This window comes from Duncaniella muricolitica, from assembly GCF_910574735.1.
GTDB classification, from domain to species: Bacteria; Bacteroidota; Bacteroidia; order Bacteroidales; family Muribaculaceae; genus Duncaniella; species Duncaniella muricolitica.
Map to the genome: position 1 here is coordinate 16,190 of NZ_CAJTCF010000045.1, position 15,681 is coordinate 31,870.

8 protein-coding genes are annotated in these 15,681 nt (G+C 54.5%); 4 read left to right on the forward strand and 4 right to left on the reverse strand.

The window, feature by feature from the left end; all coding sequences use genetic code 11:
• The first annotated feature begins 15 nt into the window (after positions 1–15).
• The 3 genes from QGT73_RS10655 to QGT73_RS10665 all read left to right on the forward strand — a co-directional run bounded on the left by QGT73_RS10655 (position 16) and on the right by QGT73_RS10665 (position 5,070).
• Positions 16–1,722: a glycosyltransferase gene (locus QGT73_RS10655; protein ID WP_280122431.1), complete on the forward strand. Its 1,707-nt coding sequence runs from the start codon at positions 16–18 to the stop codon at positions 1,720–1,722.
• Between the two features lie 73 nt (positions 1,723–1,795).
• Positions 1,796–4,357 (forward strand): alpha-glucan family phosphorylase, encoded by a 2,562-nt coding sequence (gene glgP, locus QGT73_RS10660; RefSeq protein WP_280122432.1) that lies wholly within the window; start codon positions 1,796–1,798, stop codon positions 4,355–4,357.
• A gap of 86 nt (positions 4,358–4,443) precedes the next feature.
• Positions 4,444–5,070: a nitroreductase family protein gene (locus tag QGT73_RS10665; RefSeq protein ID WP_280122433.1), complete on the forward strand. Its 627-nt coding sequence runs from the start codon at positions 4,444–4,446 to the stop codon at positions 5,068–5,070.
• Positions 5,071–5,150: 80 nt separating this feature from the next.
• Here the strand turns inward: QGT73_RS10665 and QGT73_RS10670 are convergent, their stop codons facing one another.
• Positions 5,151–5,930 (reverse strand): hypothetical protein, encoded by a 780-nt coding sequence (locus QGT73_RS10670; protein ID WP_280122434.1) that lies wholly within the window; start codon positions 5,928–5,930, stop codon positions 5,151–5,153.
• A 614-nt stretch (positions 5,931–6,544) separates the two neighbouring features.
• Between QGT73_RS10670 and QGT73_RS10675 the strand changes: the two genes are divergently transcribed.
• The gene (locus QGT73_RS10675) at positions 6,545–10,135 is read left to right on the forward strand and encodes a pectinesterase family protein (protein WP_280122435.1); all 3,591 of its coding nucleotides are present in this window, start codon (positions 6,545–6,547) and stop codon (positions 10,133–10,135) included.
• 77 nt (positions 10,136–10,212) lie between these two features.
• On the opposite strand, the gene QGT73_RS10680 is transcribed toward QGT73_RS10675, so the two are convergent.
• The 3 genes from QGT73_RS10680 to QGT73_RS10690 all read right to left on the reverse strand — a co-directional run bounded on the left by QGT73_RS10680 (position 10,213) and on the right by QGT73_RS10690 (position 15,199).
• On the reverse strand, positions 10,213–10,743 hold the full coding sequence (locus tag QGT73_RS10680) for a DUF6155 family protein (protein ID WP_280122436.1): 531 nt from the start codon (positions 10,741–10,743) through the stop codon (positions 10,213–10,215).
• Positions 10,744–10,827: 84 nt separating this feature from the next.
• Positions 10,828–12,873 (reverse strand): protein-disulfide reductase DsbD family protein, encoded by a 2,046-nt coding sequence (locus QGT73_RS10685; RefSeq protein ID WP_280122437.1) that lies wholly within the window; start codon positions 12,871–12,873, stop codon positions 10,828–10,830.
• A 445-nt stretch (positions 12,874–13,318) separates the two neighbouring features.
• Positions 13,319–15,199 (reverse strand): RelA/SpoT family protein, encoded by a 1,881-nt coding sequence (locus QGT73_RS10690; protein WP_280122438.1) that lies wholly within the window; start codon positions 15,197–15,199, stop codon positions 13,319–13,321.
• Between the last annotated feature and the right edge of the window lie 482 nt (positions 15,200–15,681).

Sequence of the window (15,681 nt, forward strand, 5' to 3'; positions counted from 1 at the left end):
TAATCTATAAGATACATGGACAAAAAACCTGCTACACAACGTCCCGAATTACTGTTTGAGGTAAGCTGGGAGGTGTGTAACAAGATTGGTGGCATATATACGGTGCTTTCTACCAAAGCCAAGACACTTCAGAAAATAAGCAAAGACACCACAATCTTTATCGGGCCTGACGTATGGTCAGAGGCCAATCCTTCACCCTGGTTTACAGAATGTAATATCGCCGGACTTTCCAAATGGGCCAAAAACGCCAAGCTCCCCGAGGGTGTAGGCGTCAGAGTGGGCCGCTGGGAAATCCCCGGACGTCCAATAGCCGTGCTCGTGAAATTTGACGGTATGTATGCCGTCAAGGACGAATTTTACGGCGAGATGTGGTCGCGTTTCGGCGTAGACTCGCTTCATGCCTATGGCGACTATGACGAGGGATGCGCTTTCGCACATGCGTCCGGCATAGTCATCGAGTCAATCATACTCTCGGGCTACGGTCAGGCCAATCCTAAGCCTGAAGCCCCGCGCCGCGGCCGTCCCAAAAAGACTCCCGTCACCATCGTGGCCCACTTTGACGAATGGACCACCGGTATGGGTCTCCTTTATCTCAAATGGAAGATGCCCCGCGTGGCCACGGTGTTTACCACCCACGCCACAAGCATAGGCCGCAGCATATGCGGCAACAACAAGCCTCTCTATGACTATATGTCGGGCTATAACGGCGACCAGATGGCACGTGAGCTCAACATGGAGGCCAAGCATTCGCTCGAGAAGGCGGCCGCCCATCAGGCCGACGCTTTCACGACAGTGAGCGAAATCACCGCCAGAGAGTGTGAGCAGTTGCTCGAGCGTCGTCCCGACGTGGTGACCCCCAACGGATTTGAAAAGAATTTCGTGCCCGCTCCGGCCAAGTTTGACGCCGTCAGGGCCGAGGCCCGCGCGTCGCTCATCGGAGTGGCCAATGCCCTCACCGGAGCCGAGTATGACGACAATGCCTTTGTGGTCATCACAAGCGGCCGCTGCGAATATCGCAACAAAGGCATAGACATATATCTCGACATGGCCGACACCCTGCGTCACCTCGAGGCCTGCCGCAAGGTGATAGCCTATGTGATGGTGCCTGCATGGCCCAAAGAGGCCCGTGCCGACCTTCGCGCCCGTCTCGACAGCCAGGCCATGGCCGAAGGCGCACTCGACGAGCCTGTACTCACACATTGGCTCAACAATCCCGACAGCGACATGGTGGCCGGCCGCATACGTTCGCTCGGTTTCTGCAACATTGACTCTCGGGTGACTGTTATATATGTACCCTGCTATCTCAACGGCACCGACGGCATCTTTGGCCGCGACTACTATGACCTGCTCATAGGAGCCGACGCCACGGTGTTTCCCTCGTATTACGAGCCGTGGGGCTATACCCCGCTCGAGAGTGTGGCGTTTGGCGTCCCGACAGTCACGACGTCGCTCTCAGGTTTCGGACAGTGGGTGCTTGAATCGTTTGAAAACTACTTTGAAGAGTGTGGAGTCAATGTCATCGGACGCGGTGACTCCAACTATCACGACGTGGTCAACAATATAGCCAACTCCATACGCTATCTGACATGTGCAGACCGGCGTACAATGTCGCGTATACGCCGAGCTGCCATGCGCACCGCGGCGGCAGCCTCATGGGCCAACTTCATAGCCTACTATGACCGCGCCTATGAGCTGGCACTCTCCAAGGCTTCATCCCGATAAGTACAGAGATTATATCAATATATACCTAAACCGAATTTTACCAACCTATTGACAATTACTTAATCAGTTCAATATGAAACTACCCGTAAGCAACGCCAATGCTCCCGTATGGCGCGACATCACAGTGAAGTCGCAGCTTCCCGAAGCATTGAAATCACTTGAAAAATTGTCACGCAACCTCTGGTGGGTGTGGAACAGCGAGGCCAAAAACCTCTTCCGCGACCTTGACCATGACCTCTGGCGTGCCACCGGCGAGAACCCCGTAATGCTCCTCCAGCAGCTCCCCTCCGAGCGTCTTGACGAAATCATCGCCGACAAGGATATGATGGCCCGCATCGACCATGTGTGGAAAATGTTCCAGGACTACATGGCCCAGCCCATGCGCAGCGATATCCCCTCCGTGTCATATTTCTCCATGGAGTATGGTCTCTGCAACTGTCTCAAAATCTACTCCGGCGGCCTCGGTGTGCTCGCCGGCGACTATATCAAGGAAGCATCCGACTCGCGCGTCGACATGACCGCCATCGGCTTTCTCTACCGTTACGGCTATTTCACCCAGACACTCAGCGTCGACGGCCAGCAGATAGCCAACTACGAGCCCCAGAACTTCAATCAGCTCCCCATCGAGCAGGTGCTTGAGGAGAACGGCCACCCCATGATACTTGAGGTGCCTTATCACGACCGCATCATCTACAGCCACATCTGGCGTGTGAATGTGGGCCGCATGAAGCTCTATCTGCTCGACACAGACTTTGACATGAACAGCGAGTTTGACCGTCCCATCACCCACAAGCTCTATGGCGGTGACTGGGAAAACCGTATCAAGCAGGAGTATCTGCTCGGTATCGGCGGTGTGCTCGCACTCAAGAAACTCGGCATCAAGTCGGAGATATATCACGCAAACGAAGGCCACGCCGCACTTCTCAACCTCCAGCGTCTTGCCGACTATGTGCAGGAGCAGGGTCTCGACTTCAACACCGCTCTCGAGCTGGTGCGCGCTTCGGCTCTCTACACCGTGCACACTCCCGTGCCCGCCGGTCACGACTATTTCGACGAAGGTCTCGCCCACAAATATCTCTCGCACTATCCCGCTCTTCTGGGCATCTCATGGCAGGAACTCATGAACATGGGCCGCGAGAATCCCGACAGCAACGACCGTTTCTCGATGAGCGTATTCGCTCTCAACACCTGCCAGGAGGCCAACGGCGTAAGCTGGCTCCACGGTGAGGTGTCAAAGAAGATGTTTGCCGGTCTGTGGAAGGGCTACTCTTGGGAGGAAAGCCACGTAGGTTATGTGACCAACGGTGTGCACATGCCTACCTGGGCCGCCAGCGAATGGAAGGCTTTCTATGCCGATAAGCTCGGCGAACAGGTGTTTGCCCACCAGAGCGACCCCAAGGCCTGGGATGGTATCTTCAAGGTTAAGGATGACGAAATCTGGGCTATGCGCACACAGCTTAAGAACAAGTTTATCAACTTTGTACGCCGCGACTTCAAGGAGAAGTGGCTCGCCAACCAGGGTGATCCCTCGGCAGTCATGAAGATTCTTGACCGCATCAACCCCAATGCCCTCATCATCGGTTTTGCCCGCCGCTTCGCCACTTACAAGCGTGCCCACCTGCTCTTCACCGACCTCGAGCGTCTCGCCCGCATCGTGAACAACGAGCAGTTCCCCGTGCAGTTTGTATTCTCCGGCAAGGCTCACCCCGCCGACGGAGCCGGCCAGGGTCTCATCAAGCGCATCATGGAGATTTCGCGCATGCCGCAGTTCCAGGGCAAGATTATCTTCCTCGAAGACTACAACATGATCGTAGCCAAGCGTCTTGTGACCGGTGTCGACATCTGGCTCAACACTCCGACCCGTCCTCTCGAGGCATCGGGTACATCGGGCGAGAAGGCCGAGATGAACGGTGTGCTCAACTTCTCGGTGCTCGACGGATGGTGGTATGAAGGCTATCGTCTTGACGAGAAGGCCGGATGGGCTCTCACCGACAAGCGTACATTCACCGACCAGGCCCAGCAGGACAAGCTCGATGCAGCGACTATCTATTCGATGCTCGAGAACGAGATTATCCCTCTCTACTTTGCCAAAAATTCCAAGGGTTACTCGCCCGAGTGGATCCAGTATATCAAGCGTTCGATCGGTCACATCGCTCCCCAGTATACCATGCAGCGCATGATCGAGGATTACATCGAACGTTTCTATGCTCCCGAGGCCAAGCGTTTCGCCGCCCTTTCGGCCGACAACGACAAGCTCGCCAAGGAGATTGCCGCCTGGAAGCAGAAGGTGGCCGCCGCATGGGACGGTATCAAGGTGCTCGATGTCCATGTCAAGGAGGATATCCACCAGCACAATATCACCGGCCAGCCGTTCACCACTACAATCAAAATCGACACCAACGGTCTTGCCGATGACCTCGGCCTTGAGCTCGTTGTCGACAAGATTGAGGACAACTCGGAGAAGCGTTGGGCCAAGATTCCTTTCAAGGCAGTCGCCAAGGAAGGCAGCATCGTCACCTTCGAGGTGGTCGACAAGCTGCGCGACCCGGGTGTGTTCCGCTTCGGCTATCGTCTCTATCCGGTAAATCCCAACCTGCCCCACCGTCAGGACTTCGCATACGTGCGCTGGATCTAATATCCGCCTGACAATATTTCTTTAACAATACGCTTCCCGGTGTGACGAACCCTATCGTCTGCCGGGAAGTCTTTAAATTATACCATATGAAAACATCGGCTATCATCACTTCTCTAATCGCATCGGTCATGACTCTTTATTCATGCACTCAGTCTTCGTCGGACAATGTCGCTTCGAAGGCTTTCAATCCGGTTATCGAAAATATACTTACGCGTACGAGCGTGCGCCAGTATGAGGCCGGCCGCACTATTGCCCGCGATACTGTCGAGACTCTCCTGCGGGCGGCTATGGCTGCCCCGACTGCTGTCAACAAGCAGCCGTGGGCTTTTGTGGCTATCGACAACCGCGAGGATCTGGACTCGCTTGCGGCTGTGCTTCCCTATGCCCGCATGCTTTCCTCGGCTCCGCTGGCTATCGTGACATGCGCTGATCTATCGAAGGCTATCGAGAGCGAGACGGCTGAACGCGGATTCTGGATTCAGGATGTCTCGGCTGCTACGGAGAATCTTCTGCTTGCGGCTCATGCTCTGGGACTCGGGGCTGTGTGGACGGGTGTGTATCCCGACGCTGACCGTGTCAAGGCTGTGCAGCAACGTCTCGGTATGCCTGACTCTATAATTCCGCTTGCGGTTGTGCCTGTGGGTTATCCTGCAGGTGAGCAGACTCACAAGGAGAAGTGGAATCCGGAGAATGTACACTTTAACCGCTGGTAGGCTGCGGCTTTTTGTGAATCAATACGTCAATGGTCACTTGCCATGCGGTTTAGCTTTGGGCTGCGGAGCACGGCGTACCGCTAAAGAGAGGGAGGATGCGCTCCTTCTCTTTTTTTGTCGTCAATGAGTGTGTGCAGGAGGGGGACGATGCGGTCTATGACGGGGATGGTGATGACTGTGACGGGTGGCGGTGATTCGGGCGGGGGAGTCTTTGTGACTGTGAGGCGGGTGATGTGGCCTGTGTCGCAGCCGTAGGGAGCCCAGGGGTCGAGCCGCAGGTGGATGACGAGGAAGCCGGAGGGGTCGAGGATGGGGTAGAGGGTAGAGCAGACGCGGCGGAAGTTGCGGGTGTCGCGTATGAGGGGTGAGTAGGTGCGGGCGAGGTGGGCGTCGAGCAGGAGCATGAATGAGGGGGTGGAGCCTCGGACGGTTTCGATGCGCCGGTAGGTGATGTGTCGCAGACGTGGTATGCGCCGGGTCTTTTTGGGGTTGTCGGGGGTGCACAGGAGGGCTGTCGCGCCCTGTGGTGAGGTGGCGAGACGGTAGCTGAGGTAGGCGCGGAGTATGGGGCGTGAGTCGTGGTGTCCGCTGTCGATGATGAGGAGGGGTGTGGGACGGGCGGTGCGGCTTTTTTCAAGGGCGGATATGACGATTTTCTCGGCGGGGGTGAGTTGCCTGCCGAGATAGCGCGAGAATCCGTGACACCAGATGTCGGGGATGCGTCGCGGTCGTGGGTGGTTGGTGGTGATGAGCCGCATTTTCGCCTTTTTTTCGATGGCAAAGGTAGCGAGGATTTTGACGAAAATGGTGCGGTAATGACGCGCGGAGCTTTTCGCGCTTCCGCGCTCACACTTTTTCAAAGGGGAGGGCGAGCTGAAGCTCGCGAGCAGGGACAAAGCTGCGCGGCAGGGGGCGGGGGAGCTTGGGCGGATGGGCTGGACTTTTCGCGCTTCCGCGCTCACACTTTTTCAAAGGGAGGGCGAGCTGAAGCTCGCGAGCAGGGGACAAAGCTGCGCGGCAGGGGAGCTGGCGGGGGGAATGGGCCTAATGGGGCGGATGGGCCTAATGGGGCAGATGGGGGAGGAGTGGGAAACTGGAGCGGGAAAATTGGAAGAGGATGGTTTTTTTGATTATTTTTATTATCTTTGCGGTTGAAAACCACACACTATCAGTCTTTATCATGAAAAAATTTTATTTTTTTGACCGCACGGCTGTTATCGCGTCGGCGATTTTCGCGGTTTGTGCGCTCAGGCCGGTCAGTGTTTCAGCTATAGTTTGGAATGACCCGGCTTCGGTTGTTGAGCAATGGAGTAATGCTTCAACCTATCCTAAAGTAATTGATATCAATTTCAGCGATACGTCCTGGCCTAATACGTGGGGCAATTTCGGCTCGTCTATGCAGTGCCCGGAGCCGACGGACGGGGTGTATGTCAATGCTTCGCTTTCAACTCCGGTGGTGACTTCGCCGGATGTTATGTATCCGATTAATTTCCACAATTGTACTTTTGCCACAAAGGAGTCTAACAACGGTCTCTCAGGTACAACTTCGGCTTTTGCCCGCCAATTCTACGAAGGACAGGGTGCTTGCAGATATAATGACTGGAAACAACCGGGCCATACCCATTATCTTGAGGATAATATACGTTATGACGATAAGGGTAAAATCGTCTATGGTGAGGCGGGATATGTGCAGATGTGTCGTGCGGCCGCCATTGACGGTGTGTCGCAGCACGGCTGGGTAGAGATTGACCATATTCCTTATGTGGAACGTGTGCAGTGGTCATGGTCATCCACGTCATGGGGCCGCGGCATCAAGTGTGACATCAAGATTGGCGACGGCGAGTGGAAACCGCTCGTGTGGATGGGTTCTGAAAAGCAGAAACAAAACTGGACTGTATTTGCCGATCAGGGTTATTTTATGGAGAATGTGATTGATGCCAAGGATGTGTCACTGCGCTGGCGCGTGTGGGACGGTGACGGCAAGCAGAATGCAGCCGATCAGGTGCAGAAGGCTCCGTTTGACTGGCAGGCTATAGACCCTATGGCTCAGCGTCAGGCTCCGCGCGTGCATAAGATACAGATTTTCGGTTCGGAAATCACAGCCGAACAGGCCGCTTATGCCAAGGCCAATCCGATAGGTGATGTCGGAGAGCTGTCGGACCTGGATAAATTTGGTTTTGCAGGTTCTGACTCCAAGCCTTCGCCCGACGCCAATGCACCGGTGGTGCTCTTGTATGTCAACCCCGACGGTTCGGGTGACTACGCAACCATAAAGTCGGCCATCGACGCCGTGCCTTCGGGCTATCGCGGCATTATCTATATAGCTCCCGGAGTCTATGACGAGAATGTCTATGCCGGACGCAAGGGGGATGCTGACAAGTTTATCTCACTCATAGGTTCTGACCCCGCCACGACGATACTCACCTCGTCGGTGAGCCGAGGCGGCGGTTCGACCAACACTTTCAACGACTGTGCGGCTCTCAATGTCTACACTCCGTGCTTTTATGCCGAGGGTCTGACCATACGCAACACTTCGGGTAACGTCGGTCAGGCCGAAGCCCTCTACACGGCCGGTGACGCCCATGTGTTCAAGAACTGCTATCTCTCCGGTTTTCAGGATACTTACAAGGCCAATGTAGGTGCGCGCGGATATTTCAAGGGTTGTGTCATCGAGGGAGCCACCGACTTTATATATGACGGCGGTCTCGAATGGTTTGAGGACTGCGAGATACGTTCGCTCAAGGGTGGACAGTATATCACGGCACCCGCCTCGGCCGGTCTGACGATGAGCAGCGTGCTCTATCCCGAACTGAGCTCGGCACCTTTCTATGCAGGATTTTTCTTCAACGGATGCCGCCTCACGGCAGCCGACGGAGTGGCCGACGCTTCATATTATCTGGGCCGTCCGTGGGACGACCGTTCAGGCTCGATGTATATGAACTGCACACTGGGGGCGCATATCCGTCCCGAAGGATGGTATATATGGAACGCCGACCCGTCGAAGGTGTCGCTCTATGAATATCGCAACATCACTCCCTCGGGCTCTCTTGCCGACACTTCGCGCCGCGCATCATTCTCGCGTCAGGCCTCGGAGGCAGAGGCAGAGGCTTATATGAATCCAGAGTTTCTCTTCAAGGCCATGTCGAAGACCACGTTTGACTACGAATCGACACTGCGCGGATGTGCCGCACCCTTCAACTTCAGCATCACAGCTTCGGCCATCACCTGGGAGGGTGACGACAAGACTGCCGGCTACATAATATATAAGGACGGAGTGTTGACAGCCGTGACCACAGAGGCCCGCATCATCAATCCCGACGCCACCGGTTCATACAGCGTGCGTGCCATCTCGGACAAGGGTGTGCTCTCGCCCGCAGTCAAGGCCGCGGACGCCACACAGGTGCTCGCGTTTCCGACGGCCGAAGGTTTCGGCAAATATGCCTCAGGCGGCCGTGGCGGCAAGGTCGTGACCGTGACCTCGCTTGCCGACGACGGCGGGGAGGGTACGCTTCGCTGGGCTTTCGGGCAGCATAAGGGGGAACCCATCACCATAGTGTTTGCTGTGAGCGGAGACATCGCCCTCGCGAGCGAACTGCGCGTGAACCGTTCGGACTGGACACTTGCAGGCCAGACTGCACCCGGCGACGGCATAGTAATCACACGCAACAAGGTGAATCTTGGCGGCTCGCAAAACTTTATAGTGCGCAACGTAAGATTCCGCATAGGCCAGAAAAACATGGCCGGTGACATCCAGGCCGAAAACGCCTGTGCGGCCGAGAACTGCGCCAACTTTATCTTTGACCACTGCTCGTTTGGCTGGTCGGTAGAGGAAAACATGAACACAGCCGACTCGCACTTCCTCACCGTGCAATACTCCATCATCCACGAAGGACTCTATGACGCCGGCCACTCCAAGGGGGCGCGCGGATATGGCTGCCAGTGGGGCGGCTCGCCGGCCACATATCACCACAATCTCCTGGCCCACAACAACAGCCGCTCGGCCCGTATCAACGGAGCACGCGGAGAGGACTATGTGGTGTTTATGGAGTATGCCAACAATGTCAACTATAACTACGGCAAGCGTGGCGGATGTTACGGCGGAGAGAACACCGCGGCAGTATTATCGTATGACGGCAAGAACTCGGCCCACGAGTGTAACTTCATGGGCAACTACTATAAGCCCGGAGCCAATTCGGACAAGTCGAGGGTAGAGTTTGTCAACGCCTCCTATGCCCGCGCCGGCGCGACATCATGGGCCCCCTCCAAATGGTATGTCAGCGGCAACAAGGCCGAGGGTATCGCCACTGCCACCGCCGACAACTGGAGCGGTATGGCCGCCGAGACCTATAGTCTCAATCAGATCAAGGCCGAGTCACGCATCACCACTGCCACACCCTGGTATCGTCACATCACGACCGGTCCTATCGGAAGCTATGTGCCCGAAAAGTATATGCTTGAAAACGTAGAGACGGCCGACCAGGCCTTTGCCACCGTGCTTGCCAAGGCCGGCACTGTTAACCGCGACAAGGTGGAGACCCGCGTCATCAACGACACCCGCAACGGTGTCAATGCCAATCGCGGCGGCACGCTCGGCAACGGTATCATCGATGTCGAGAGCCAGGCCGAGGGCTTCTTTGCCTATCCGTCGGCAACAGCCAAGACTGACACAGACGGCGACGGTATGCCTGACGAATGGGAGAAGGCCAACGGGCTCAATCCCGAGCTTCCTGACAATAATCTTGTAAATTCGGACGGTTATACCGCTCTGGAGGCTTATCTCAACTCGCTTATGGGCGAAAGCTATGCCGATGACTTCAAGCAGACCTCTATCACGACCATCTCCATCAGCTCGGACATCAGCTATGACTCCAGTTCGGCAACGCTGATTCTGGGCAACGATGCCATCGGCGCGACCCTCACGGTCTATAGCACCGACGGTCGCATTGTATCGGCCCGACGTATAGCCGACACTTCGGTGTCGCTTGCCTCGCTTCCCGCCGGCATTTATCTTGCGAGAGTCCACGGACAGGGTATTCATCCCGCTGTAATCAAGATAGCAAGATAAGACTGTAATCACAGAAAATAATATCAACGAAAAAATCCCGGAGACAGATTGGCCTCCGGGATTTTTTATCGTTGATGTTATTTTCTGTTTTCGAGATGGCGGGAGAGAGTCTCTGACAGGAGTCTTTTGAGAGGATTGGAGTAGTAGCGGAAATCGTTCATCTCGCGTATGGCTTTGGCGAGCTGCGGCTCGTATTCGTCCAGCATCATGCGCGAGTCGAGATAGGTGAGAGTCTCGTCAAAAAACTTGTTGACCGCCTCGTTGGTAGTGTCCTTGAGAGTCTCGTCGGCAGCCATTCGGCAAAATTCCAAGATTGTGAACACCATCAGTTGTCCGACGGCCTCGTCGCCGGGGTCGAGCACAGTAAACTTTCTGATGGCCGAGCGAATGCGCTGCATGCGCGGACGGTAGGCGCGGCGAGAGTAACGCCACACCTCCTTGGCAATCGGCTTTTTGTATTCCTCGAGTTTTTTTGCTATGTCGGGCACGGCGTAGAAGTCAAGTATCTCCTTGGCTTCCTTGCTCTTGGCATAGAGGTCAAAAATGAGCTGACGCAGCTCGGCCGCGTCAAACTGTTCGAGCGATTTTCTGACAGAGGTCTTGGACATATATATAGAGAGTGAGACAAATAAAAGAATAGAGGTTAAGGCTTACTGACAAGCCCTAACCTCTAATACTTTATAAACTGCTATTTACTTGGAATAGTTCTTGATGCCTTTTTCCAGGAAGTTGGTAAACTTGGGAATGTCTTCCTCATAAGAGAACGGGCCGGAGAGGAGACCACCCTTCTCGTCGAGCACGAGGTAGTAGGGCTGGGCGTTGGCGTTGAACTTGTAACGCTGCAGGTAGCTCCACTTGTCGCCATAGGTGTAGAGAGTGGTCTTCTTGCCATACTCTGTCACCTCGATAGGCTCGGGGAGATTGGCTTTCTCGTCGACCATGAGTTTGATTACGACGAAGTTGTCGGTAATCATGTTCTTGACGGTGGGATCGTCGAGGACGGCACCCTCCATCTTACGGCAGTTCACGCATCCGTAGCCCGAGAAGTCGATGAGTACCGGCTTGCCCTGCTCGGCAGCGGCACGCATGCCCTCCTCATAGTTGTCATACTCGTGGAAGCTCTCGCCATAGAGGTTGAAGTCCTGAGTGTAGAGCGGGGGCACGAACGCGCTCACGCCCTTGAGGGGTGCACCCCAGAGGCCGGGGAGAAGATATACCGACATCGACAGCGAAATCATCGCGAGGAAGAAGCGGAACACACCTACGCTTGAGTCGGCGGGACCGTAGTGAGAGAAGTTGAATTTGCCCAGCAGGTAGAGACCGAGGAGAGCAAACATCACAATCCACAAGGCGAGGAATATCTCGCGGTCAAGTATGTGCCATCCGTAGGCGAGGTCGGCCACGGAGAGGAATTTGAGCGAGAGGGCGAGCTCGACAAAGCCAAGCACCACCTTGAGAGTGTTCATCCAGTTGCCCGAGCTGGGAGCAGCCTGAAGCATGGTGGGGAACATGGCGAAGAGCATGAAGGGGAGCGCGAGAGCGGTGGAGAAACCGAGCATGCCTATGGCCGGGCCCCACATGTTGCCCATCGAGGCGGCCTCGACAAGAAGTGTGCCGATGATGGGGCCTGTGCAGGAGAACGAAACGAGGGTGAGGGTGAATGCCATGAAGAAGATGGAGAGCATGCCCGAGGTGCGCTCGGCCGATGCGTCCATGCGGTTGCTCCATGAAGCGGGGAGCTTGATGTCAAACGCTCCGAAGAAGGAGATGGCAAACACTACGAGGAGGAGGAAGAAGATGATGTTGAATGTAGCCGAGGTCGAGAGCTCGTTGAGCTTGCTGGCACCGAAGAGAGCGGTGATGATAAGACCGAGGGCCACATATATTACTATAATGGAGATACCGTAGATGCAGGCGTCTCTGATAGACTTGCTGCGGTCTTTGCCTTTCTTGAGGAAGAAGCTCACGGTCATGGGTATCATAGGCCATACACAGGGGGTGAAGAGGGCTACGAGACCGCCGAGGAAGCAGGTGAAGAATATGTACCAGAGCGAGCCCTGCGAGATGGGGGCTTCCGAGCCGGCATCCTCGTATTTTACGGGAGTCCAGAGGTCAGACTCGGCCTTGGTGTCCTCGACTACGGGAGCAGCCACGCTGTCGGCTGTGGCGGCAGTGTCGACTGCGACAGTCACTATCTCAACGGCATTGTCGGCTACAAGTGTGGCAGGAGCGGGTGCCTCTTCGGCCTTCTTCTCCTCAGCCTTGGGAGCCTTTACTTTGGCTGTGCTGGTGAAGTTGAATGTCTCGCGCGACGGGGGGATGCAGTTTTCGTCGTTACATGCGCCGTAGCGGAGCATCACGTCGATTGCAAACTCGGGCTTGGTGGCGGTGAAATTCTGGGTGAGAGTCACGCCGTCGGTCCACCAGGAGAGATCCATGTCAAACATTTCGTCGTGCTGCTTGTGGGCAGCCTTGCCGGGGACAGGTTTGCCGTCGAGAGTCACGCCCTCGAGCTTAGGGAAGGTGATTTCGAGAGGCTGAGGGCCGACGCCTGCCTCAAAATCGTTTGAGTACATGTGCCAGCCGGGCGCGATGGTGGCTGTGAGCACTATCTTGCCTTTGTCATCGCCGGTCATGGTCATCTCTGATTTCCAAGTCACGGGCGTCATGATTTGAGCGGTCGCGGCGAATGTTATCGCCAGCAGTGCAGTGAACACTGCAAAGAAACGTTTAAACATGATGATTGGTTGAGGTAACTGATTATAAACGTAATTACTTTTTATGTCTGCAAATATAGATATTAATTGCTTATGCTCAAAGACGTTTATGATAAATTTACGAAAGATAATTAAAAATTTTTCATTACCGGTCTCGTTGTCACTTTGAGATGTATGCAGATTAATATATCAGATATTCAGTGAGTTGATAAAAAATCCACTTTCAATAACAATAAGTGGGACACGTAAGAGGCATTAACGGCTACTTTTGCAGAATAAGGAAATCTTAAATAAATACCATCGTATGACCATCATGAAAACCATCAAGAAACTATCGGCTTCTATATAGTCAGAACATCAGAGGGTGTTGTGAAGATGGGAAAATAAGGCCCCGGGACGTTGCTTTGTATTTGGAACACCTTTGGATGCAGCGATGTATTATGTCGGGGGCATGGACAGGGCCTTGTTAGAGTATGGCTCTCTTTACTTCGTCTACGCCGGGGATGATGGAGATGTGGCGCATGATGGATTGCAGTTCGGTAAAGGAGTGGACCGAGAATGTGATGGAGCAGGTCACGATGGCATCTTCCGTGACTGTGTGGAGGTTGTCGATGGAGAGGTTGAGGTCGTTGGATATGCAGTCGACCAGGTCGATGAGCAGGTGGTAGCGGTCGACGGCACGGATGTTGATGGTGACGGGATAGAGGGTCTGGTCGGGCTTGAAGTCGACCGACACGATGTTGTCGCCTTTCTGCGAGGCGAGCCGTATGGCTATAGGACAGTCGCGTTTATGAAGAGTGATGCTGCCGTCGGCATCCTTGAATCCTACCACTTCCTCGCCGGGCATCGGGTTACAGTCGGGACAGCGGTGATAGGGTGGCTTGGGATGTTGCTTGAGATATTGTGTGATGGCCTTTCGGGCCTTGTAGGTCATGGCTGTGTCGAGCCAGTCGGCGGTGGGATGAATCTCCGGGTCGGTGAATATCTCCACGATGTCGCCGCGGTGGAGGCGTGTCTTGACCGAGGCGAGTAGCTGATTGTTGATGCGGGCATACTTGGCATGGAGTCCGAGCTGGGTGTGCACTTCAAAGGCGAAGTCCATGACTGTGGCGCGCTGGGGGAGGATGATGGGTTTGCCCTGCGGGGTGAAGGTCATGATGTCGTCGTTGTAAAACGAGCGCACGACCTCTTCGATAAAACTTGCTCCTTCCTGTCCGCGGGCGGCGATGTCGCGCAACACCAGACGGAATTTTTTAATCCATTGCCATATGCTGTCGTCGTTGCGGCTGGCGATGCATCCAAGCTGGGAGTCGCGCACCATGCGTTCGCTGCTTATGTGCACCTCCTGCCAGCGGCCAAACGAGGCCAACAGTTTGACGTGATAACTCTGATAGCCGTTTTCCTTGGGCGAGTCGATATAGTTGGCAATGCCTCCTGGTTTTTCCTTGAAGCGGTCGGTGAGGATGGAGTAGATGCGCATCACCATCTCTTTTTCGGCTTTGCCTTCGGGGGCGTCGAATACCACTTCGGTGAAGTGGCGGTATTTGAGGTGGTTGAAGTCGTCGCCAAATTTTCTCATCTTTCGCCATAGGCTGTAGGGGCGGCGATATTCGGTAAAGACGCGCGTCTCGATGCCGTGGGCCAGGAGCTCGTCGTGTATCTCGCGGCAGAACTCTTTGAGACGGTCGTGCTGAAGCCTCTCGTCGCGCTCTATCATGGTAGTGAGGTCTTCATACTCGTGAGGGCAGCGAAATTTGAGGCTGAGATTCTCAAGCTCGGTCTTGACGTTATAGAGGCCCAGACGGTTGGCGAGTGGGGCGTAGAAGTAGTCGGTCTCGCCGGCTATCTTCATCTGCTTGTCGGGGCGCATGGAGTTGAGTGTGCGCATGTTGTGCAGACGGTCGGCCAGTTTGACCAGGAGCGCGCGGATGTCATATTGCACAGAGTCAAGCATCTGTTTGTAGTTGTCCACCTGCTTTGACTCGACATATTTGTCTTTTTTCTGTTTGGTCACTACTCTGACCAGAAACGCCACATCGCTGCCAAAACGGCTCTCGATGTCCTCGATGGTAAAGTCGGTGTCCTCGACCACGTCGTGGAGAAAGGCTGCAATCACGGGGTTGGCGTCGAGCATCAGCTCTTTGGCGCATATCGAGGCTACGGCTATGGGGTGGAGGATGTAAGGTTCGCCCGTCTTTCGTTTCTGGCTCGAATGGGCATGGCGGGCAAGCTCGAAAGCATCGCGGATGCGTAGCATATCCTCGGGGGATACACGTGTCTGCATGGCCGCAAACACAGCTTCGGCCCGTTCGTCGATTATCTTATCATAGTCCACAGAGGTCTCCATAATGCGCTTTATGACATTCCTGTATTTTAGAAATTGTTTTTTAACAACCGTTTAGGTGAGAAAATAATGCGCAATTTAGTCATTTTTTTCCAAAAAAGCGTTAACTGTCAGCAGTTTTAACGTTTCAGGAAGGCGGCTGAGGCCGGATGTCGGTGCCGCGGTCGTTAATACAGACAGGTGGAATATGTGGCAATGATCTGATAGTAAGGTGTATAAAAAAGTAGAAGAGAGATGTCTCCCGACAGCTCTCTTTCATTTAAACCTTTATCTTAATCTAATACTATGAAAAACACACATGCAAATGTAATCATTTATATTGTATAATCTGCAAGAGTACAACTGTTATTTAACATTATTTCACTTGTGGTCTTGCGGGAGTAACTATTCAGCCAAAGTAAAGACATGATGATTTGGCTCGCCTTTATTAGACGAGGGCAAGGATAGCGTCAAGCGGCGATTGTCCGCTTTTCCAGGCCGTATCG

Excerpts from the sequence above, each read along its gene's own strand:
- QGT73_RS10655 (WP_280122431.1), top strand. The coding sequence starts at position 16 with ATGGACAAAAAACCTGCTACACAACGTCCCGAATTACTGTTTGAGGTA.
- glgP (WP_280122432.1), top strand. The coding sequence starts at position 1,796 with ATGAAACTACCCGTAAGCAACGCCAATGCTCCCGTATGGCGCGACATC.
- QGT73_RS10665 (WP_280122433.1), top strand. The coding sequence starts at position 4,444 with ATGAAAACATCGGCTATCATCACTTCTCTAATCGCATCGGTCATGACT.
- QGT73_RS10675 (WP_280122435.1), top strand. The coding sequence starts at position 6,545 with ATGTATCCGATTAATTTCCACAATTGTACTTTTGCCACAAAGGAGTCT.
- QGT73_RS10680 (WP_280122436.1), bottom strand. The coding sequence starts at position 10,743 with ATGTCCAAGACCTCTGTCAGAAAATCGCTCGAACAGTTTGACGCGGCC.
- QGT73_RS10685 (WP_280122437.1), bottom strand. The coding sequence starts at position 12,873 with ATGTTTAAACGTTTCTTTGCAGTGTTCACTGCACTGCTGGCGATAACA.
- QGT73_RS10690 (WP_280122438.1), bottom strand. The coding sequence starts at position 15,199 with ATGGAGACCTCTGTGGACTATGATAAGATAATCGACGAACGGGCCGAA.